General features: G+C 62.9%; 19 protein-coding genes. 7 read left to right on the plus strand and 12 right to left on the minus strand.

Features of this window, described 5'->3' with window-relative positions; all coding sequences use genetic code 11:
* The first annotated feature begins 10 nt into the window (after window positions 1-10).
* The 3 genes from lptF to JFN90_RS19970 all read left to right on the plus strand — a co-directional run bounded on the left by lptF (window position 11) and on the right by JFN90_RS19970 (window position 3,219).
* Window positions 11-1,174: an LPS export ABC transporter permease LptF gene (gene lptF / locus JFN90_RS19960; RefSeq protein WP_199396885.1), complete on the plus strand. Its 1,164-nt coding sequence runs from the start codon at window positions 11-13 to the stop codon at window positions 1,172-1,174.
* Window positions 1,171-2,253, plus strand: a complete 1,083-nt coding sequence (gene lptG / locus JFN90_RS19965) for an LPS export ABC transporter permease LptG (RefSeq protein ID WP_199396886.1) — start codon at window positions 1,171-1,173, stop codon at window positions 2,251-2,253. Before lptF ends, lptG begins: the two co-directional genes overlap by 4 nt.
* A gap of 72 nt (window positions 2,254-2,325) precedes the next feature.
* Complete coding sequence (locus JFN90_RS19970) at window positions 2,326-3,219, plus strand: IPT/TIG domain-containing protein (RefSeq protein WP_199396887.1); 894 nt, start codon at window positions 2,326-2,328, stop codon at window positions 3,217-3,219.
* Between the two features lie 4 nt (window positions 3,220-3,223).
* Here JFN90_RS19970 and JFN90_RS19975 read toward each other — a convergent pair whose 3' ends face one another.
* The 7 genes from JFN90_RS19975 to JFN90_RS20005 form a co-directional block, all read right to left on the minus strand.
* Window positions 3,224-3,625, minus strand: coding sequence for a VOC family protein (locus JFN90_RS19975; protein WP_199396888.1), 402 nt, complete (start codon window positions 3,623-3,625; stop codon window positions 3,224-3,226).
* Complete coding sequence (locus tag JFN90_RS19980) at window positions 3,622-4,338, minus strand: cytochrome c biogenesis CcdA family protein (protein WP_199396889.1); 717 nt, start codon at window positions 4,336-4,338, stop codon at window positions 3,622-3,624. The genes JFN90_RS19975 and JFN90_RS19980 overlap by 4 nt, the downstream gene beginning before the upstream one ends.
* Before the next feature lie 59 nt (window positions 4,339-4,397).
* The gene (locus JFN90_RS19985) at window positions 4,398-4,913 is read right to left on the minus strand and encodes a TlpA disulfide reductase family protein (protein ID WP_199396890.1); all 516 of its coding nucleotides are present in this window, start codon (window positions 4,911-4,913) and stop codon (window positions 4,398-4,400) included.
* The gene (locus tag JFN90_RS19990) at window positions 4,913-6,274 is read right to left on the minus strand and encodes a sigma-54-dependent transcriptional regulator (RefSeq protein ID WP_199396891.1); all 1,362 of its coding nucleotides are present in this window, start codon (window positions 6,272-6,274) and stop codon (window positions 4,913-4,915) included. Before JFN90_RS19990 ends, JFN90_RS19985 begins: the two co-directional genes overlap by 1 nt.
* A 360-nt stretch (window positions 6,275-6,634) precedes the next feature.
* Window positions 6,635-6,895, minus strand: coding sequence for a hypothetical protein (locus JFN90_RS19995; RefSeq protein ID WP_328755916.1), 261 nt, complete (start codon window positions 6,893-6,895; stop codon window positions 6,635-6,637).
* A gap of 240 nt (window positions 6,896-7,135) precedes the next feature.
* Window positions 7,136-8,104, minus strand: a complete 969-nt coding sequence (locus tag JFN90_RS20000) for a polyprenyl synthetase family protein (RefSeq protein ID WP_199396892.1) — start codon at window positions 8,102-8,104, stop codon at window positions 7,136-7,138.
* A gap of 255 nt (window positions 8,105-8,359) precedes the next feature.
* Window positions 8,360-8,830 (minus strand): hypothetical protein, encoded by a 471-nt coding sequence (locus JFN90_RS20005; protein WP_199396893.1) that lies wholly within the window; start codon window positions 8,828-8,830, stop codon window positions 8,360-8,362.
* 381 nt (window positions 8,831-9,211) lie between these two features.
* Between JFN90_RS20005 and JFN90_RS20010 the strand changes: the two genes are divergently transcribed.
* The 4 genes from JFN90_RS20010 (at window position 9,212) to JFN90_RS20025 (ending at window position 13,710) form a co-directional block, all read left to right on the plus strand.
* Window positions 9,212-10,804, plus strand: coding sequence for a glucose-6-phosphate isomerase (locus JFN90_RS20010; RefSeq protein WP_199396894.1), 1,593 nt, complete (start codon window positions 9,212-9,214; stop codon window positions 10,802-10,804).
* An 87-nt stretch (window positions 10,805-10,891) separates the two neighbouring features.
* On the plus strand, window positions 10,892-11,911 hold the full coding sequence (gene ltaE, locus JFN90_RS20015; RefSeq protein WP_199396895.1) for a low-specificity L-threonine aldolase: 1,020 nt from the start codon (window positions 10,892-10,894) through the stop codon (window positions 11,909-11,911).
* A 1-nt stretch (window position 11,912) separates the two neighbouring features.
* Window positions 11,913-12,248, plus strand: a complete 336-nt coding sequence (locus tag JFN90_RS20020; RefSeq protein ID WP_199396896.1) for a tRNA-binding protein — start codon at window positions 11,913-11,915, stop codon at window positions 12,246-12,248.
* Window positions 12,249-12,660: 412 nt separating this feature from the next.
* Window positions 12,661-13,710, plus strand: a complete 1,050-nt coding sequence (locus JFN90_RS20025; RefSeq protein ID WP_199396897.1) for a hypothetical protein — start codon at window positions 12,661-12,663, stop codon at window positions 13,708-13,710.
* A gap of 45 nt (window positions 13,711-13,755) precedes the next feature.
* Here JFN90_RS20025 and rsmI read toward each other — a convergent pair whose 3' ends face one another.
* From rsmI to JFN90_RS20050, 5 genes are all read right to left on the minus strand, one after another.
* Window positions 13,756-14,586 carry a 16S rRNA (cytidine(1402)-2'-O)-methyltransferase gene (rsmI, locus tag JFN90_RS20030; RefSeq protein WP_199396898.1) on the minus strand — a complete coding sequence of 277 codons (831 nt, stop codon included), beginning with the start codon at window positions 14,584-14,586 and terminating at the stop codon, window positions 13,756-13,758.
* 97 nt (window positions 14,587-14,683) lie between these two features.
* On the minus strand, window positions 14,684-15,505 hold the full coding sequence (locus tag JFN90_RS20035) for an NAD+ synthase (RefSeq protein WP_199396899.1): 822 nt from the start codon (window positions 15,503-15,505) through the stop codon (window positions 14,684-14,686).
* Window positions 15,505-16,356: a nitrilase-related carbon-nitrogen hydrolase gene (locus tag JFN90_RS20040; RefSeq protein ID WP_199396900.1), complete on the minus strand. Its 852-nt coding sequence runs from the start codon at window positions 16,354-16,356 to the stop codon at window positions 15,505-15,507. Before JFN90_RS20040 ends, JFN90_RS20035 begins: the two co-directional genes overlap by 1 nt.
* A gap of 167 nt (window positions 16,357-16,523) precedes the next feature.
* On the minus strand, window positions 16,524-16,964 hold the full coding sequence (locus tag JFN90_RS20045) for a DUF4149 domain-containing protein (protein ID WP_199396901.1): 441 nt from the start codon (window positions 16,962-16,964) through the stop codon (window positions 16,524-16,526).
* 183 nt (window positions 16,965-17,147) lie between these two features.
* Entirely contained in the window at window positions 17,148-17,525 is a 378-nt protein-coding gene (locus JFN90_RS20050) for a YraN family protein (protein ID WP_183351092.1), read from the minus strand.
* Window positions 17,526-17,602: the final 77 nt, after the last annotated feature.

Genomic DNA, 17,602 nt, shown 5'->3' on the forward strand with positions numbered 1-17,602 from the left:
TTGGCCGTTCATGAAAAAGACCCTGTACCGCTACATTTTCAACGAGATACCGCCCCCTTTCCTGGTAGGCATGGTGACCTTCACCCTGGTGCTGCTGATGGGGCGTTTTCTGAAGCTGGCCGAGATGGTGGTCGAGAAGGGGGTTCCTTTCGCCGACGTGGTGCGCATGGTGAGCTACCTGCTCCCCTCCTTCTGGCTCTTCACCATCCCCATGGCCCTGCTCCTCTCCATACTGCTCGCCTTCGGACGCCTCTCCGGCGACAGCGAGGTGACCGCCATGAAGAGCTGCGGCATCAGCCTGTACGGTCTGTTCCCTCCGCCGCTGCTGTTCTCTGTGCTGGCCAGCCTGGCTTGCCTGTGGGTTCAGGTGTACGCCGTCCCGTGGGGCAACAGCTCGTTCAAGAAGCTGATGCTGGACATCGCCCAGAGCAGCGCCGGCGTCTCCATCAAGGAGAAGGTGTTCAACAACGCCTTTCCCGACATGGTCATCTACGCCGACGGCCTCTCCCCCAAGGGGGAGAGCATGACCGGAGTGATCGTCCACGACGAGCGCGACCCCAAGGCCCCCACCACCGTCTTCGCGGCCACCGGCACGCTTTTCTCCGACCGGCGCAACCGCTCCATGGAATTCCAGCTCAAAAACGGCTCGATCCACCGCAACGAGGCCGGTGCCGGCTACCGCATGGTCCAGTTCCAGGAGTACATCCTGCGGGTGGCCCTGACCGACCCGGCGCCCAAGGGGCCCAAGAAGACCAGCGAGATGACCATGGAGGAACTGCGGCACCCGCCTGCCGGGACACCTAAGAAGGAGGCGCGCTTGCGCCGCCAGGAGCTGCACAGCAGGCTCGCACTCCCCTTCTCCTGCATCGTGTTCACCTTCGTCGGGGTGCCGCTGGGGATCCAGAACCGCCGCTCGGGCAAGGCGTCCGGCTTCTCGCTCAGCATCGCCGTGATCCTCTGCTACTACATTGTCCTCTCCGGCTTCGACACGCTCGGCGAGAAAGGGATCCTGCCGCCGGTAATCTCCGGCTGGGGGCCCAACCTGCTGTTCCTGTTGGGCGGGGGATACCTGTTCATGAAGACTGCGGCGGAGGAACCGCTGCCGCTGACCGCGCTGTACCAGCGCGTGAAGGAAGCGGTGCGGGCGCTGACCCGGAAGGGGGCCAAGGGATGAGGATTCTGACCCGCTATGTGGCCAAGGCGTACCTGAGGATGCTGGGTCTTTGCCTGGGCTCCTTCGTCACCATCTACCTCGTGGTCGACTTCATGGAAAAGATCGGCCGCTTCACCCGCTCGGGCGCCTCCTGGCAACACTTGGCCCTGTTCTTCATCACCAAGATACCGGAGATGGTCAACGATTCGGCTCCCTTGGCCGTGCTCATGGCGACCCTGCTCACCCTGGGCGCCTTCTCGCTCAGCTCCGAGTTGACCGCCATGCGCAGTTGCGGCGTCAGCCTGGTCCGAATCAGCGCCCCCATCCTCGGCATCTCGCTCCTGATGAGCCTGATGGTCCTGATGCTGGGCGAGTTCGTGATCCCCAAGACCTACGCCCAGCGCCTCTACATCCAGGAGGTGCTGATCCAGAAAAAGAGCCCCTCCATGTACTTCCGGCAGCACAACATCTGGTACCGGGAGGGGGAGACCGTGCTGCGGGCAAGCCTGTTCGAGCCGAGCCAGAACCAGCTCAAGGGGGTCACGCTCTGGGAGGTGCAGCCAAAGACCGGGTTGCCGCTCAGGCGGGCGGATGCAACGCTTGGGCAACTGGGGGCGGGGGGATGGACCTTCAAGGAGGTCACGGTGCGCGACTTCCGCGAGGGCGAGGTCGTCGGGACCAAGAAGTACCCGGAACTGGCACTCCCCCTGAAACTGAAGCCGGCCGACCTGAAGGTGCTGGGGAAGTATTCGGACAGCATGACCCTCCGGCAGCTCAGCCGCTACTGCAAGAAGATCCAGGCCGGCGGCTACGACGCCACCCGCTACATCACCCAGTTCCACAGCAGGATCTCGCTCCCCTTCGGCTGCGCCGTCATGGCCTTTCTGGGGATCCCCTTCGCGCTGCGCGGCGGGAGGTCGAGCGGCATCGCCTTCGGGGTGGGGCTTTCCATCGGGGTAGGTTTTCTCTACGTGATCATCAACTCGGTGATCATCTCGGTGGGGCAGGTCGGTCTGCTCCCCCCCATGGTCGCCGCCTGGGCCACCAACTTCATCTTCCTCGCTGCGGGGGGATGGCTCGCTCTTACCATTGACAACTGACGGGCGCGGGCCGAAAATGGCTCGGCCTTCACGCTGCTGATATTGAATGAATCTTTTAGGGAGGAAGAAACCATGATCCGCAACCTCACCATAGCCCTCATGCTGATGCTCCTGTGTGCCGCGATGGCGCCGGCCCAGGTCACGCCCCCGCCGGTTCCCGAGGCGGGCCGACAGGCGACGCTGAGCGTCCTCAGCATCCTTCCCGCCCAGGGGGAGCCGGGCACCACGGTGACCCTGAACGGCACCGGGTTCAACTCCGCCACCAGCGTCATGCTGGGGAGCCGGGAACTCCCGGCCCAGGTCGTGGGGGGGCGCATCATGACCTTCGAGCTCCCCGATCTCCCGCCGGGCGCCTACGCCCTCACCCTGAAGCGCGAAGACGGCGCCACCACCCGCCCCTTCAACTTCGTGCTCCAGGCGCAGAAGCCGATCGCCGCTTCCCTCATCCCCGACACGATCACCAGCTGCGCCACCGGACGTGACCGCGAGGTGCTCGTGAACGGCGCCAACTTCCGCAACGGCTCCCGCGTCATTTTGGACGGCGCCGTGGTCACCACCCGCTTCATCTCCCCGGTCATGCTGGCCTTCACCACGCCGACCCTCCCCGCGGGGATGCACCAGGTACAGGTGCGGACACCGTCGGAGGCGACCTCCAGCGCGCTGGCGCTCTTCATCGACGCCAAGCCGGAGATTGCCAGCGTGTCGGTGGGGAGGGAATTCGTGAACTATTACGAGCTGATCGTGAGCGGCAGGAACTTCCAGCAGAGCTCGTTCCTGGTGGTGGACGGCAAGAGATTGACGACAGGGAAGCAGTTGGTGGGCGAGAGGGAGCAGCTCGTGTACGGCGGGTGCGGTCAGTTGACCTACCTGAGGTTCCCGTACGACCCGACCCCGAAGGAGATCACCCTGCAGGTGGTGAACCAAAACGGCGAGGAGAGCGCCCTGTTCACCATCAGCGCCCCCTAGCCGGTCAGGCGACCGGTTCCTCCAAGACCACCAGGTAGCCGTCGGGATCGAAGCACCAAAGCTCCCAGGTCCCGTACGGCTTCCGCTCCAGCGGGTAGAGAATCTCCAGATCCTCTTCCATAAGCTCCTGGTAGATATCCTCAATCCCCTCCACCACCAGATGCAGCGTCATCCCCACCCCGCGCGGGAACCCCTCCAGGCGCGCCTGCAGGATGGGGTGCAACTGCGCCACCGCCAGATCCTCCACGAAAATGAACTGGAAGTCCTCCGTCTCCAAGAGCAGGTGCTCCGGCGCGCCCGGCGTCGTGATCGGGCGCTGCAGCGGCAGCCCGAGGATGCCGGCGTAGAAGGCCTCGGTGGTCATCAGGTCGGAAACGCAGAGTTGGATGGTGAGGGCTGCCGTCACTCGCCGAACCAGGCGCTCGTGTAGCGGCTGATCACCACCATGGAGTTGGTGAAGATCAGGATGCCAATTATGACCATGAAGGCGCCCGTGATGATCTCGAAGAGGCGGATGTGCCGTTTGAAGCGGCGAAAGAAGATCAGGAACTGGTGCAGCGCGAGTGCTGCGATGAAGAACGGGATGGCGAGCCCCATCGAGTAGGACAACAGGAGCCAGACCCCGCGCCCTTCCGTGGCGGCGACCGCCAGGATGGTGGCCAGGATGGGCCCGATGCAGGGGGTCCAGCCGGCGGCGAAGACCACCCCCACCACAAAGCTCCCCAGGTAGCCGGCGGGCTTTCTATGCAGGGTCAGCTTCTTCTCTCCCAGCAGCATGGTGATGTCGAAGAGCCCCGAGACGTGGATGCCGAAGATGACGATCAACACCCCGCCGACGCGCCGGATGGCGGTCTTGTGTTCGTGCAGGAAGTCCCCCACCAGCGTGGCCGAGGCCCCCAGCAGCACGAAGACGCAGGTGAAGCCGGCGATGAAGAGCAGGGAATGGATAATGGTCTGCTGCCGGACCTTGTGGCTTGTGTGCTCGGCGTTCAGGTCGGCGAAGGAGAGCCCGGTGATGTAGGTGATGTAGGACGGGATGAGCGGCAGCACGCAGGGGGAGAGAAACGACAGCAGCCCCGCCACGAAAGCGCCGATCATGCTGATATTGTGCGTTTCCATCATTTCCTCCTGGCGTTTGACAGTTAGCGCCCCGCAACTTCAGGGGCAGACGAACGGGATCACTTGGCGGTCATCAATTGCTGCAGTGCCTGGATCACCTCGGGGTGGCTCCAGTCCAGCCCACCCACCACCTTTTTCCTGATGATACCCTGGGGATCGACCACGAAAGTCTCCGGGACGCCGGTGGTGCCGTAGCGCCTGGAAACCTGGCCGTCGGTGTCGAGCAGGGCGGGGAGCGTCACGCGGCCGCGCTTGAAGAAGTCCTCGACGGCGGCCTTGCCCCCCTCGTCGATGGAGATGGCAAGCATCTGGAAGTTTTTCCCCTGCATGGCCTGGTTTAACTTCACCATGGACGGGATCTCCTCGCGGCACGGGGGGCACCAGGTGGCCCAGAAATTGACCAGCACCAGTTTACCCTTCAAGGTGGAAAGCTGCACCGGCTTGCCGGAGAGGTCCTTCAGCGTGAAATCCGGGGCGGCGTTCCCCTCGACCGCGGGCAGTTCGGCCTGCTTCTTGGTGCACCCCGTGGCGGCCAGCGCGGCTACCAGCAGCACGGCAGCGATCAAACGTTTCATTATTTCCTCCCCGGTTGCGAGATGTTGTATTTTTCCATGCGGTAAATGAGCGTGTGGCGCGGGATGCGCAGAAAGCGCGCGGCGGCGGTCTGGTTCCAGTCGCAGCGGTTGAGCGCCTCCAGGACCACCTCCATCTCGAGCTGCTCCAGCGAATAGCCGGCGGCGGGAAGCCTCAGCACTCCCCCCTCGGGCGGGGGCGCCGCCGCGGAGATCTTGGCGGGCAGCTCGTCCACCCCGACCAGGTCCCCCTCACGCATGATGAGCAGGCGCTCCACCGTGTTCTCCAACTCGCGCACGTTCCCCGGCCAGGCATATTCCTTGAGCCTCGCCAGCGCCTCCTTGGTGAAGCTCACCCCTTCGGCGCCGAACTTGGTGCAGAAGTAGCGGATCAAAAGCGGCACATCCTCCACCCGCTCGCGCAGCGGCGGGAGCTGGATCGGGATCACCGAGAGCCGGTAGTAGAGGTCCTCGCGGAACTTCCCCTCGGCGATCCAGCGCTCGAGGTCGGCGTTTGTCGCGGCCACCACCCTGAGGTCGATCTTCTGCAGCGAGGTCCCCCCCACCGGCTCGACCACCCGCTCCTGCAACACCCGCAGCAGCTTCGGCTGCAGTTCGATCGGCAGGTCGCCCACCTCATCGAGGAAGATGGTGCCGCCGTCCGCCAGCTGGAACTTTCCTTCCTTGTCGCGGATGGCGCCGGTGAAGGCCCCCTTGACGTGGCCGAAGAGCTCGCTTTCCAGAAGGTCGCGGGGAATGGCGGCGCAGTTGACCGCAATGAACGGGGCGGCGCGGCGCGAACTCCCGGAGTGGATGGCGCGGGCCACCAGCTCCTTGCCGGTCCCGGACTCCCCGGTGATCAGCACCGTCGCCTCGGTGTCCGCCACCTTGCGCACCACCGAGAAGACCCCTTCCATGGCGCGCGAGGTCCCGACGATGCTCTTGAACTCGGAGCGGCCGGAGAGTTCCTCCTTGAGCAGGCGGTTCTCCTCGGAGAGCCCCTGCAACTGGAGCCCCTTCAGCACGGTAACCTTGAGCTCTTCCCTGTTGAACGGCTTGGTGAGGTAATGGAAGGCGCCCAGCTTCATGGCCTCGACGGCGGTGTCGATGGCGCCGAAGGCGGTCAAGACGATGACCACGGTGGAGGGGGCGCGCTCCTTGACCGAAGAGAGCACCTCGAACCCGGTCATCCCCGGCATCTTCAAGTCGGTGATGACCAGCTGAGGGGACTTTTCCTCGAAAAGCTGCAACCCGGCGGCGCCGTCGGCGGCGGTGTAGACGTCGTACCCCTCCTGCTGCAGGTTGTACTCGAGCACGCGCCGCAGCGAGCTGTCGTCATCTATGATCAGTATCTTTGGGGGCATGGTTTCCCGGATGAGAATATAAGAGGTCGAGTAAGGAGACAGCTCAATTTTTAACCGATTTGAGGAGCGAGGGCAACCCTTTTTATAATGAGCCTACTCTAGCGGCACCGCTTCGACGTGGCGGTGGTCACGGAAGCCCGTGGTGGTGCGGGACGCTGCGTCAGTCGGTCGAAGAGTGGCAGTGGAAGTCACATGAGAAAACAAAATGACTTGGGGCGGGGACAAGAGGGTTGGGGAAGTCGGGCGGGGAAAGCGGGGCAGCGAGGAAAAAGGGGACGGCGACGCTGCTCGTACGAGCGGCGCCAGGTTCCGCCCGGGACGCTGTGACAGGCGGGGATACTACTGGCACGGACCTTTCAGCTAGGGGCGACGCGCCCGGGGCCGGCGGGGGCCGCCGAAGTAGCTCTGGGTCAGTTCGCGGGTGCCGACGGCTAGAGGCAGCAGGTCTTCGTGCCGTTTCAAGGTCTCCGGCAGCGAGGGGCCGTCGGTGATGATGAAGTCGTCCTCGCCCAGACAGGTCTTGGCGAAGAAGCGCCCGGCGGCGCTGCAGAAGATGTTTATGCTGAAAACCTCTCCGTTCACTTCCAATTCAGACGAGTGCAACAGCATCTCTTCGTCCACATCTCCCCCCGGAACATAACACTGAATATGAAGACGGGGAGATGGCAGCAAGAACTGCACCAAGGAAATGGGAGTTGGGACAGGCAAACCTGTCGAATGCGGAAAGCCCCAATTCCGCTTGAATAAAAACAAATGAGCCCCGAACAACCGGGGCTCATTAAGGATGAGACGACGCGACAAAATCCTGTTCTTTCCCGAAAAATTGACGCGAACGCAGTTAAATGGCGGCGCCCCGGGGGACTACTTGGACCGAGTCACCACGTAGTCGGCCAGCTCGGCGAGGGCGTCCCGCGCGGCGGAGGGGGGGAACTGCTCCAGGTGCCTCTTGCACAGGGCGACGTGGTCGCTGGCGGAGGCGACGGTGTGCTCGATGCCACCGTAACGTTGCACCAGGGCCAGCACCTGGGCGAAGTCCTCGTCCGAGAGCAGGTCCTTCTCCACCACCGAGGCGATGAAGTCGCGTTCCTCGTCGCTGCAAAGCTTCAGGGTATGAATCAGCGGCAGCGTGATCTTCCCTTCCTCGAGGTCGTGGCCGATGCTCTTGCCGAACTGCTCCTCGCTGGCGGTGTAGTCCAGGGTGTCGTCCATGAGCTGGAAGGCAATCCCGAGGTCCATGCCGTAGTCGGCGACCGCCTGCTTGAGCTCCGGTGCCACGCCGCCCAGGATAGCGCCGACCTCGCAGGCGGCCGACAGCAGGATGGCGGTCTTGCTGCGCACCACCTCGATGTAGCGCTCCACGGTGATCTCCAGGTCGCTGGTGCAGACCAGTTGCAGCACCTCGCCTTCGGCGATCATGGTGGTGGCGTCAGCGAGCACCTTCAGGATGCCCAGGTCGCCGTCGGCCACCATGAGCGAGAAGGACTTGGAAAAGAGGAAGTCGCCGACGAGGACCGAGGCCTCGTTGCCCCAGAGGGTGTTGGCGGAGGCCAGGCCGCGGCGCAGGTTGGCGTTGTCCACCACGTCGTCGTGCAGCAAGGTGGCGGTATGGATGAACTCGACCACGCTGGCCAAGGGGACGCTGCGGCTGCCGTGGTAACCGCAGAGCTTGGCGGCCAGAAGCACCAGCGCCGGGCGGATCCTCTTGCCGCCGCTGGAAAGCACGTATTCGCCCACCTTGCGAATCAGCGGGACATCCGACTGCAGATCCTTCTTGAACTGCAGTTCCACGTTTTTCAGATCTTCCCCGATCAGGGCAAGCGCTGCATCCATAATAAGGCCTCGGTTCTGCGACTCGCACTAGGGCTGTCTTAGGCTTAGAAAGTATTAACGGCACGAAATCGCGCCGTTTTTTGCACCAGCCAGGCTGGAAATTTTAATGGGAAACGACGGAGCACTCTAGCAAATCCGTATTCATTATTCAAGGCATTTCGTCTGCACGGGCGAGGCGACAGCGGGGGAAACCGGTGGTCCGGCGCTACGGGGAGAGAGGGAAAGGGCGGGGCCGAACGGCCCCGCCCCGGGCAATCATGCCGCGCGCTGCTCCTGGGTCACCAGGCCGCAGAGCTTCAGTTCCTTTTCGAGCTTCGCCTTGGTCAGACCCAAGGCGCGGCACATCTTTTCCCGGTTGCATGCGTAGCGCTCCATGGCCATGAGCAGCAACGCCTTTCTCAGCGAGACCGAGAGCTTGTCCATGACATGCTCCTTGGAGGTGGCGGAAATAAGTGTGAAAAATGGCTCCAGGCTTCTCTCGAAAAGCTGTGCGCTTTCGTCCACGTGAATCCTATTGTCTTTGTTCATCGTCCTCACCCTCATCACGTTCGCCGCGATCTGGTCCATCTCTTCGTTCAGCAGTTGCCAGACATCCGGATCGTAGGCCACGGTCAACACCACGGCTATCCGCTCGGCGGCGGCAGGCTGGTGCCGCTTGACCAGCACCACCTCCATCGCACCGAAGCCGTCTTTCGCAGTACAGGCCCCTCTATGATTGGTCACCATGCCCTACCTCCCAGTTGCGGTACCGAACCGGAACCGACAACACTCCTGTTCTTTTCAATGGCACCTTCTCCAATACAACTGCCGTACCAACTCTGCCGGGCTGCGGCAAAAGGTGGCAAACGGCCGTTTTTGCGCAACTCATGCCGCATCACGGCTGCCGCTTTGGCTGTTTCACGACCATGTACCTTGTTCACAAGTTGCACAACAAGCGCCCGACTGTGCACATCATGCCTACCTGCGGCCCGGCAACTCCGAACGGCTCCAGCCGCCCAAGCCGAACGCTCCGCCGCCTCGTACTTGAATAAAATTTAATCTATGTTATCATGCCCCGACGCACATGAGAATGAAGCGGGCAACGCACTAATCAACGCAGGAGGCGACATGCAAAAGCTGCAGCTTTGGGAACGCTATAAAAACCGGCTCTACCACCATACCGAGCTCGACCTTAGCGTCGACACCAGCCGGATGAACTTTCCCGACTCCTACCTCGACGAGATGGAACCGCGCCTGCAGAAAGCGTTCGAGGAAATGGCCGAACTGGAGGCGGGAGCCGTGGCGAACTCCGACGAGCAGCGCATGGTTGGCCACTACTGGCTCAGGGCACCGGAACTGGCGCCGACACCGGAGCTCGCCGAGGAGATCAAGGCCACCCTCGCCTCGGTGAAGGCCTTCGCCTCGTCCGTGCACCAGGGCAATATCGCGGCTCCCGACGGGCACCGCTTCGAGAACCTGCTGATCGTGGGCATCGGGGGCTCCGCCCTCGGCCCCCAGTTCGTCGCCGACAGCCTCGGCAGCGCAAACGACCGCATGAAGATCTTCTTCTTCGATAACACCGACCCCGACGGCATGGACAAGGTCCTCGGCGAGATCGGCGCCGGGCTCAAACGGACACTGACCGTGGTGATCTCCAAAAGCGGGGGCACCAAGGAAACCCGCAACGGCATGCTCGAGGCGCGCCAGGCATTCGAGAAGGCCGGGCTCCACTTCGCGGCCCAAGCCGTCGCCGTGACCGGCAGCGACAGCGAACTCGATCGCACCGCGTCCCAGGAAGGGTGGCTCGGGATCCTCCCCATGTGGGACTGGGTCGGCGGCCGCACCTCGGTCACCTCCGCCGTGGGACTTCTCCCCGCAGCCCTGCAGGGGATCGACATCGACCGGCTCCTGACCGGAGCCAGGGTCTGCGACCAGGCCACCCGCAGTCGTATCACCAAGGAGAATCCCGCAGCGCTCCTCGCCCTGTCCTGGTTCCACGCCACCGCCGGCAAGGGGGAGCGCGACATGGTGCTGCTCCCGTACAAGGACCGGTTGCTCCTCTTTTCCCGCTACCTGCAGCAGCTCATTATGGAGTCATTGGGCAAGGAACTGGACCGGGACGGCAAGAAGGTGCTGCAGGGGATCGCGGTCTACGGCAACAAGGGTTCCACCGATCAGCATGCCTACGTGCAACAACTGCGCGAAGGGGTTCTCAACTTCTTCGTCACCTTCATCGAAGTACTTAAGGATCGTGATGGGGCATCGATGCTCGTGGAGCCGGGAGCGACCTCCGGGGACTACCTCTCCGGCTTTTTCCAGGGGACCCGGTCTGCCCTCTATGAAAAGGATCGCGAATCGGTTACTATCACCATCCGCGAAATTTCGCCCACCAGCATCGGCGCGCTGATCGCTCTCTACGAGCGAGCGGTCGGGCTGTACGCCTCGCTCATCAACGTGAACGCGTACCACCAGCCGGGGGTGGAGGCAGGCAAAAAGGCCGCCGGGACGGTGCTCAAGCTGCAGGGAGAGGTCCTGGAGATGCTGCGGCGCCAGCCCGAGCGCGACTTCAGCTGCACGGACATGGCCATGACACTGGCGCGTCCCGAAGAGGTGGAGACGGTATTCATCATCCTGCGGCACCTGGCCGCCAACCCAAGCCACGGGGTCAGCGTCACCCTCGGCGAGAAGGTTTGGGAGAACAGGTTCCGCGCCGCCAGGTAGAGGCAAAATCCTTAACGCAAAGGCGCCAAGGCGCCAAGACGCAAAGCAAAGCTTTGAACGTTTAATACGCGAGATGCAGGGGAGCAGATGAAGACAGTAGACCTGAGAAGTGACACGGTGACCCGCCCGTGCGAGGCCATGCGCCGGGTGATGGCGGCAGCCGAGGTGGGCGACGACGTTTATGGCGAGGATCCGACGGTTAATAAACTGGAGGCAATGGCGGCCGAGTTCTTGGGCAAGGAAAAGGCGATCTTCGTCCCCAGTGGCACCATGAGCAACCTGACCGCGCTCCTTTCCCACTGCGGGCGCGGCGACGAGTACATTGCCGGCCAGGACGCGCACATCTACCGCTGGGAGGGAGGAGGAGGCGCCATCTTCGGCGCCATCCAGCCCCAGCCCCTCGATTTCGACGAGGACGGCACGCTGAACCTGGACAAGGTACGCCGCGCCGTGAAGCCGGCGGACCACCACCACGCGGTGACCAGGCTGCTCTGCCTGGAGAATACCCAGGGGGGGCGGGTGCTCCCCCTCCCCTACCTGGGCGAGGCGGCAGCCGTCGCCAAGGAACTGGGACTCGCCATGCATCTTGACGGCGCCCGCGTCTTCAACGCCGCCGTTTACCTGCGGGTACCGGTTCGGGAGATCGCCCGGTACTTCGACTCGGTGTCGGTCTGCCTCTCCAAGGGGCTGGGCGCGCCGGTCGGCTCCGTCCTTTGCGGCAGCACCGATCTCATCAACCGCGCGCACCGCTGGCGCAAGGTCGCCGGCGGCGGCATGAGGCAGGCCGGCCTACTGGCGGCGGCGGGGATGTACGCCCTGCAGCACAACGTGGAGCGCCTCGCTGAGGACCACGAAAGCGCCGAGCGCCTCTCCAGCGGCTTAGGCCACATCGACGAACTCCTGGTGAGTAAGGCCCGCACCAACATCCTCTTCGTCACCCCGCCGGCAGGGACCGCCCCTGCACTGCGCGAGGCCTTGGCCGCCGAGGGGATCCTGATCGGTGGCGGCGACGAGATCCGTCTCGTCACCCATCTCGACGTGGACGGCTCCGGCGTCGAGCGCACTGTGGCCGCCTTCAAGCGCTTCTTCGTAAACCGGGGGAAGTGACGTGGCCGAGATAACCTGGAACGATTTCGAGCAGGTGGAGATCAGGGTGGGAACGGTGCTGGAGGTGGAGGAGTTTCCCGAGGCGAGAAAGCCCGCCTACAAGCTGGTGGTGGATTTCGGTGAGGCCGGGGTGAGAAGGTCGAGCGCGCAGATCACCAAGCACTACGCGCGTGAGGAACTGGTGGGGCGACAGGTGATCGGGGTATGCAACTTCCCGAGGAAGCAGATTGGGCGTTTCTTCTCCGAGGTGCTCATCACCGGGTTCGCCGACGAGGACGGCGACATCGTTCTCGCCGCCCCCGAGCGGAAGGTTCCCAACGGCAGCAGGCTTTGCTAGCTGTTCCAGGTGAAAGCTGCACAAACGACCATCCCCACTCCGGGCCGTTACTTCAGGCCCGGGTATTATAGACGGCACGCGGCCCCGACTGGCCAGTGCCGTTTCCATGGGAGGTACGGTGATGCTGGGCACAAGACGCGGTATGTTGATGCTGTCCCTTTTCCTTTGCCTCTTGTCCGGATGTGGCTCGGCCCGCTTTGACAGCACCCTCAAGCCTTCGGGCAATTCCCACCTCACCCTCCCAGAGCGTTTCAGCCTTTCCAGCTTTGCAATCACCCCCACCTCTTTGCACCCCGCAATCGGGAGCGCACAGAAAGGTTTCAACCCTGACTTGCACGAGATCCAGTCGCGCGCCCGGGCCCTCTATCCCTTGATTTTCACGGATGACTGGTCAGCAGTTCCGGTAGACGCTATGGCTTTTACCACCTACGACCCGCCGGGAGGCCTCGCCACCAGTCTGGGCGGTTTGACGCTGGGGCTCATCCCCTTCCCCACCTCCGAACGAACCGACTACGAAGTGCACCTGGCTGTGGTGGATGAAGTGGGTGACAAGATAACGGCACACCCCGTGAAATTCAGGCGCAAAAACGGAATGTGGGTCAGCGTGCTTGGGCCACTGGGGTGCCTGCCGATCCCGGGCCGGTCACTGCGCCCCAGGGAAACGCTCTTTCTGGATTTCGGCGACTCCGGCGCCAGGTTCGACCGTAAAGCAGGTGAAGTGACCACAGACTCGCTGGTTGAGGCGCTGGTCATCGCCCTGAAGGAACTGCCACGGGAGCGTTTGGCTAAAGTGAGACAGGCGCGCCAGGCGGGGATCAGGGAGGTTGGCATTGAAGGCAGGAGCTACTGGTACACCCTCGCTGCGGAGTTCAGCAAGGGTATCGAGCAGCAGGAAAAAGCAGACCAGTTCACCCTGCTCGTTTATGGCGAAAAGCCGCGCTCAGTCCTGCAGCCGCGGGAAAAGGTGATCGTCGCCCGCCGTAACGACTCAGGACATTGGCAGCCTGTTCCAGGGTATCTCAAGAAAACTGCAAAATCGCTGGTCTCGGTGACGGCGCGCCTCGAGAACGGTATTCCCGCCCACCTGGTGGTAACGGAAGTGAGCGAGCCAGCTTTGGAAGATTTCCTTCTGGTGCAGACTACCGGTGGCGATCTCGAGACAGTCGAGGCGATACGCTGGGGCAACAAGGCGCTGCTGCAAGCCAAGGACCGGAGCCTGCCGGGGCTCTTGCAGCGGAAATCGACGCGGGACCTGCTCAACCTGATTGCCCAGGTGGAGGAGAGTTTTGCTGAACTGAACCAGATTGCAGCGACCGCGAAGGACCAGGCCCAACAGGGAGTGGCGGGAGGTGGTACGGGAGGTACTGCAAGAGAACTCGCCCTCACCTGTCAGGAACGCGATGAGATCCTTAAGCCGATCCTCGCGGCGCTGAAACAGGAGGTCGCCCGCAGGGGGCAATAGAGTAATGATGGATTAAAGGGTGCGCCCCCAAGGCACGGCAACAAGCTATCCCTTGATCCTCAGCGCCTCCGCGTAGACCGCGCTTTTCTGCAGGCCCGTTTCCTGGGTCACCCGTTTCACCGCGTCCTTGAGCGACATCTCGCCGCCGCCCAGATACTTCTGCAGCAATTCCTCCATACCGGGCCCGTCATCCGACTCCTGCTCCTGCGCCGGGCTCACCAGTATGGCAACCTCGCCCCTGATCTCCCGCCCGCGCACCTCTTCGACCAGGCCGGATAACCTGCCGCGCAAAAACTCCTCGTACATCTTGGTCAATTCCCGCGCCACCACCACCTCGCGCTCCCCGAGCGTCTCCAGCATGTCCTCAAGTGTCGCCAGCAGGCGCTTGGGGGATTCGTAAAAGATCAGCACGGCCCGCTCGTTGGCGAGCGCCTGCAGCCTCTCCCGCCTCTTCCCCTGCTTATTGGGGAGAAAACCGGCAAAGCTGAAGTAGTCGGTGGGAAGGCCCGAGGCCGAGAGCGCGGTAACCGCGGCGCAGGCGCCGGGAATCGGGACCACGCAGATGCCGTCCGCTACCGCGTCGCGCACGAGCTGGTACCCGGGATCCGAGATGCAGGGGGTGCCCGCGTCGGTGATGAGGGCGACGCTTTGCCCTTCCCGCAGACGGTCGAGGATCTGGTCTCCCTTCAGTTCCTTGTTGTGGTCGAAATAGGAGGTGAGCGGCTTGGAGATGCCGAAGTGGGTGAGGAGCTTGCGCGAGTGGCGCGTGTCCTCGGCGGCGACCAGGTCCACCTCTTTGAGGATGCGCAGGGCGCGCAGCGTGATGTCCTCGAGGTTCCCGATCGGGGTGGCGACGATATAGAGAGTTCCGGGCATAAAGGCAGAACCCGTTCTACGTTCTATGTTCTACGTTCTAAGTTGAGAAGCCGTGGCCTTTAACGCAGAACGTAGAACGCAGAACGTAGAACCGGTTTTATTTCCCCCAGTCCCGCGCGTAGCGGAAGTCGCGGTCGATGGTGCGGTTGGAGACCTTGGCGATGATGGGCAGACGGCGCTTAAAGTGGGAGCCCTGCACCTTGCGGGCGACGTTGTCGATGAAGGCGGGGTCGAAGCCGGCGGCGATCAGCTCCTCCCGGCTCATGCGCTGGTCCACCATGCGGTACAGAAGCTCGTCGGCCTCGCGGTAGGTGAAACCGAGTTCCTGCTCGTCGGTTTGCCCGGCCCAGAGATCGGCGGAAGGCTTCTTCTCGATCACTTCGTGCGGCACCCCCATCGCCTCGGACAGCGCCCAGACCTGGCTCTTGTAGATGTCGCCGATCGGGTTCAAGGCGCTCGCCATGTCACCGTGCAGCGTGCCGTAGCCCAGGAGCAGCTCGGTCTTGTTGCTGGTGCCGAGCACGAGCCCGCCGACGGCCGCGGAATGGTCGTACAGGATGGTCATGCGCTCGCGGGCCATCTTGTTGCCGCGCCGCATGTTGTCGGCATCCGGGGTCACCGTGAAATAGGCGTCGATCATCGGGGTAATCTCGAGGACCTTGAAGTTGATCCCCAGGCTCTCGGCAACCAGCCGGGCATGCGCCTCGCTCTCCGGGTTGCTGGTCCGGTACGGCATGCAGTAGGCGTGCACGTTTTCCGGCCCGAGCGCCTCGGCGGCGATGTAGGCAACCAGCGCGGAATCGATGCCGCCGGAAAGCCCCAGCACCCCTTTGCGTACCCCCACCTTGTAAACCTCGTCGCGCACGAACCCGACCAGGATCTGGCGCAACAGCTTCGTATTAACAGTCAACCCGCCCATTAGCAGTCTTTCTCCCTGTCGATGCGTTTCAACTCTTTCACGGTGATGGCCAGGTTCTCGTCCCGCATCATCGGGGAGAAGATCCGCTCGCGCCTGAGCGCACCGCCATCCACCTTGGCCAGCACGAAATCCTCCTCGAGGATGGCGCCCCGGTCAGTCATCTCGCCGGAAGGTGAGATCGCCTCGGAGCCGCCCCAGAAGTTGATGCCGTCCTCGTAGCCAACCCGGTTGCAGTAGAAGACCCGGCAGTTGAGGAACATGGCGGTCGTGGTGGTGAGTTTCTGCCATGCAGCCGCGGAGCCGAGCCCTTCCGATTCGGTGATGCCGCGCCCCGGACTGGAGGAGAGGCAGAGCAGGGTCATGGCGCCGTCCATGGCCAGGATGTAGGGAGCGGAGAGGTGCCACATGTCCTCGCAGATCAGCATGCCGATCCGGCCGAAGCGGGTATCGAAGGCGCGGAAGCGCTCACCGCGGGCCATGTAGCGCTGCTCGTCGAAGAGGCCGTAGGTCGGCAGATACACCTTGCGGTGCACGTGACGGATCTCGCCGTTCTCGAGGTACACGGCGGAATTGAAGAACCGGAAATCGGCCGAAACCTCGACGAAGCCGATGGCGATGGAGATCCGTTCGGAAAGCTTCTTCAGCTTCTCTATCTGGGGGGAGTCCAGGCGCAGCGCGACTTCGGGCACCAGGTCCTTGAGGAAATAGCCGGTGAGGGCCAACTCCGGGAAAACGACCAGGTCGGCGCCGGCGGCGATACCCTTCTCGATGGCGGCCTCGGCCAGCGCCATGTTGTCGTCCAGGCAGCCCAGCTTAGGCTTTATCTGGGCCAGGGCAACGGTAAAATCCATGAGCTTCTCCGCAATTTTTTTCTCATTACTAGCACAGCAGGCCGGTGTTTGCAAACCTGAATGAGTCAAACCACTTGCCACGGAGGAAATCCGAGAAGTTCGGAGAAAGCCTCATCTTAATGGGAGACTCTGCCCCGGCACCGACTCCGCGCCTGGCGGCTGATCATCTACAGCAGGATCACGAGAACTACGCCGCCGGCGATCACGGAGAGGTTGCAGACCGCGGAAACACCGTGCAGCTTGGAGAACTGGCGGCGCATCGGATCTTCCTTGGGCGTGGTCTCAAAAGACGGGATCTGCTTCTTGATCTCGGCTGCCTTGGGCTCGATGTAGAAAGCCTGGATCGAGGAGAGCGTCAGCATGACCGCGATGATGACAGCCGCCGGCACCGTCCCCTTGCCCGCCATGACGATGCGGCAGATGATGGCGATGAGGCCGCAGGCGACGCCCCAGCGGAAGTAGCCGGGAAAGAACAGGCCAACGATGCGGCCCGCGACGTCGCGGCTTTCTGAGCGGAACAGGATGGGGGTAAGGACGAAGGTGAACAGCGCGGCCCCTCCCAACCAGAGGGAGATGGCGAGACGGTAGATTACGGCAACAACCTGCATTACGTATCCTCCTTTGGGTGATGCGTTCAGTGCATCAAATAGGCCTGGCACTTTATCAAATTCTGAACCCGCTCCTCGCCAGGCTCCTCCCCCCGGAGGGGGGAGGTTGGGAGGGGGGAAGCCTTACCTGCTATGAGCCGCTGCGTCCCCCTCCCTAGCCCTCCCCCTCCAGGGGAGGGAACGCTAGTACGCGAGGTCGAAGGCGTTCCTGATATGCTCGATGTCCGGCAGGTCGTGGTCGTGCAGCATGATGGCCACCACGTCGAAGCGCGCCTCAGCGTCGTAGAGCTTCTTTCTGGAGAGCCAGACCAGCGCCGCCTTGGAAATCTGGCGCTGTTTGAACGGCGTCACCGCGAGCTGAGGTGGACCGTAGTTGTCGTTCTTGCGGCACTTCACTTCGACGAAGACGATGGTGCGCCCGTCCCTGGCGACGATGTCGATCTCCCCGCAGGTACAGCGGAAGTTGCACTCGACTATTTTAAAGCCCTGCCCTTTGAGGTAGGTGGCCGCGATGGATTCGCCGGTGCCGCCGACAGAGCCGTTGCTGTTGTTAACTGGCATAGCAGCCCCCGCAGAGATAGTGCCGTCCTGTGAACAAGACAACAGTGTAGCAGCAAGTCCAGTGAGCGGATAGCTGA

It is taken from the genome of Geomonas propionica, from assembly GCF_016458235.1.
Lineage (GTDB): Bacteria > Desulfobacterota > Desulfuromonadia > Geobacterales > Geobacteraceae > Geomonas > Geomonas propionica.

Bases quoted from the DNA above. Each gene is read 5' to 3' on its own strand.
- lptF (WP_199396885.1), top strand. From the start codon at position 11: ATGAAAAAGACCCTGTACCGCTACATTTTCAACGAGATACCGCCCCCT.
- lptG (WP_199396886.1), top strand. From the start codon at position 1,171: ATGAGGATTCTGACCCGCTATGTGGCCAAGGCGTACCTGAGGATGCTG.
- JFN90_RS19970 (WP_199396887.1), top strand. From the start codon at position 2,326: ATGATCCGCAACCTCACCATAGCCCTCATGCTGATGCTCCTGTGTGCC.
- JFN90_RS19980 (WP_199396889.1), bottom strand. From the start codon at position 4,338: ATGGAAACGCACAATATCAGCATGATCGGCGCTTTCGTGGCGGGGCTG.
- JFN90_RS19985 (WP_199396890.1), bottom strand. From the start codon at position 4,913: ATGAAACGTTTGATCGCTGCCGTGCTGCTGGTAGCCGCGCTGGCCGCC.
- JFN90_RS19990 (WP_199396891.1), bottom strand. From the start codon at position 6,274: ATGCCCCCAAAGATACTGATCATAGATGACGACAGCTCGCTGCGGCGC.
- JFN90_RS20000 (WP_199396892.1), bottom strand. From the start codon at position 8,104: ATGGATGCAGCGCTTGCCCTGATCGGGGAAGATCTGAAAAACGTGGAA.
- JFN90_RS20005 (WP_199396893.1), bottom strand. From the start codon at position 8,830: ATGGTGACCAATCATAGAGGGGCCTGTACTGCGAAAGACGGCTTCGGT.
- JFN90_RS20010 (WP_199396894.1), top strand. From the start codon at position 9,212: ATGCAAAAGCTGCAGCTTTGGGAACGCTATAAAAACCGGCTCTACCAC.
- ltaE (WP_199396895.1), top strand. From the start codon at position 10,892: ATGAAGACAGTAGACCTGAGAAGTGACACGGTGACCCGCCCGTGCGAG.
- JFN90_RS20025 (WP_199396897.1), top strand. From the start codon at position 12,661: ATGGCTTTTACCACCTACGACCCGCCGGGAGGCCTCGCCACCAGTCTG.
- rsmI (WP_199396898.1), bottom strand. From the start codon at position 14,586: ATGCCCGGAACTCTCTATATCGTCGCCACCCCGATCGGGAACCTCGAG.
- JFN90_RS20035 (WP_199396899.1), bottom strand. From the start codon at position 15,505: ATGGGCGGGTTGACTGTTAATACGAAGCTGTTGCGCCAGATCCTGGTC.
- JFN90_RS20040 (WP_199396900.1), bottom strand. From the start codon at position 16,356: ATGGATTTTACCGTTGCCCTGGCCCAGATAAAGCCTAAGCTGGGCTGC.
- JFN90_RS20045 (WP_199396901.1), bottom strand. From the start codon at position 16,964: ATGCAGGTTGTTGCCGTAATCTACCGTCTCGCCATCTCCCTCTGGTTG.
- JFN90_RS20050 (WP_183351092.1), bottom strand. From the start codon at position 17,525: ATGCCAGTTAACAACAGCAACGGCTCTGTCGGCGGCACCGGCGAATCC.